This is a genomic window from Pseudomonas sp. P1_F7 (assembly GCF_056405655.1).
This window is the reverse complement of sequence record NZ_JBFUBR010000049.1, coordinates 1-1979: the sequence shown is the minus strand read 5'-3', so window position 1 is coordinate 1979 and position 1979 is coordinate 1. Positions and strand designations below refer to the sequence as shown.

At 60.5% G+C, this 1979-nt stretch carries 1 protein-coding gene; it reads left to right on the top strand.

What is annotated here, in order from left to right:
- Positions 1–1979, top strand: a 1979-nt coding sequence (locus AC1D1M_RS31290; RefSeq protein WP_477778672.1) for an oxidoreductase, incomplete at both ends; no start/stop codon positions are given.

Below are 1979 nucleotides of genomic sequence, written 5' to 3'. Positions count from 1 at the left end.
CCCTTGCTGCAACCCTATAAAATCAAGAATCTGACCCTCAGAAACCGGATCATGACCACCTCCCATGAACCGGCCTACCCTGTGGACGGCATGCCCAAGGATCTCTACCGCGCCTACCACGTGGAGCGTGCAAAAGCCGGTGTCGCCCTGACCATGACTGCCGGTTCCGCTGCCGTTTCCCGAGACAGCCCGCCGGTGTTCAACAACGTGCTTGCCTACAAGGACGAAGTGGTCGGATGGTTGAAGGATCTGACAGATGAGTGCCACGAACACGGCGCGGCAGTGATGATCCAGTTGACTCACCTGGGCCGTCGCACCCGCTGGGACAAGGCCGACTGGTTACCGGTGGTGTCGCCGTCACATCGTCGGGAAGCTTCACACCGCTCCTTCCCGAAGAAAATGGAGGAATGGGACATTGAGCGGATCATCAAGGACTATGTCGACGCCGCGGAGCGTATGAAGGCGGCAGGTCTCGATGGCCTGGAGCTTCAGGCTTATGGGCATTTGATGGACCAGTTCTGGTCACCGTTGACCAATGACCTTGATGGCCCTTATGGCGGCTCGCTGGAAAACCGCATGCGCTTTACCTTCGACATCCTGCGTGGCATCCGCCAGCGGGTCGGCGAAGATTTTCTGCTGGGAGTTCGTTACACCGGTGATGAAGAATTGCCCGGTGGCTTCACAGCCAGCGAGGGCATGCAGGTTTCTCACATGCTCAAGGACAGCGGACTGGTCGACTTCCTGAACGTCGTGCGTGGTCACATTGATACGGATGCCGGCCTGACTGATGTCATCCCGATTCAGGGTATGCGCAACTCACCCCATCTCGACTTCGCTGGCGAGATCCGCTCCTCAACTGGCTTCCCGACCTTCCACGCAGCGAAGATTCCAGACGTGGCCACGGCGCGCTACGCGATCGCCTCGGGCAAAGTGGACATGGTGGGCATGACCCGCGCGCACATGACCGATCCGCACATCGTGCGCAAGATCATCGAGAAGCGCGAAGAAGACATTCGCCCGTGCGTGGGCGCCAACTATTGCCTGGATCGCATCTACCAGGGCGGCGCGGCCTACTGCATCCACAACGCAGCGACGGGTCGGGAAACCACCATGCCTCATGACATTCCCAAAGCCGCCGTCAAGCGCAAGGTGCTGGTGGTCGGTACCGGCCCTGCTGGGCTGGAGGCGGCGCGGGTCGCCGGTGAGCGCGGCCATGATGTGACGGTGCTTGARGCGGCTGACCAACCMGGYGGGCARATTCGTCTGACTGCGYTGAGCGAGCGTCGTCGCGAGATGATCAGCATCATTGATTGGCGCATGGCGCAATGYGAACGGCTGGGGGTGAAGTTTCACTTCAAYACCTGGGCCGAAGCCGACACTGTGCAAGCCTTCGAGCCWGACGTGGTCATCGTTGCGACCGGCGGCCTCCCTGATACCGAGGTGCTCCGYGAAGGCAAYGAAYTSGTGGYTTCAACCTGGGACATCATTTCCGGYGACATCARGCCCGGTCGCAACGTMCTGATCTTCGACGATGCKGGSGAYCATGCYGCCCTGCAGGCTGCCGAGGTCATCGCGCAAAGCGGTGCGASMGTSGARATCGTCACCCCTGACCGCTCGTTTGCACCTGAAGTCATGGCYATGAACCTGGTGCCCTACATGCGCAGCCTGCAGGAYCTGGACGTCACCTTCACCGTGACCTACCGGGTYGATACAGTGGAAAAACGTGATGSCGGGCTCGTTGCAACCTTWGGCAGCGATTACGGWMAGGTTCACAAGCAGCGCGTGGTCGATCAGGTGGTCGTCAACCACGGCACCCTTCCCCTGGACGACTTGTACTTCGACCTGCGTCCTCTCTCCACCAATGGCGGCGCGGTAGAGCAGCATGACCTGATCGCCGGCACGGCACAGAACATCGTCACCAATCCCGAAGGACGCTTCCAGCTGTTCCGGATCGGCGACGCCGTGTCTGCTCGCAACAA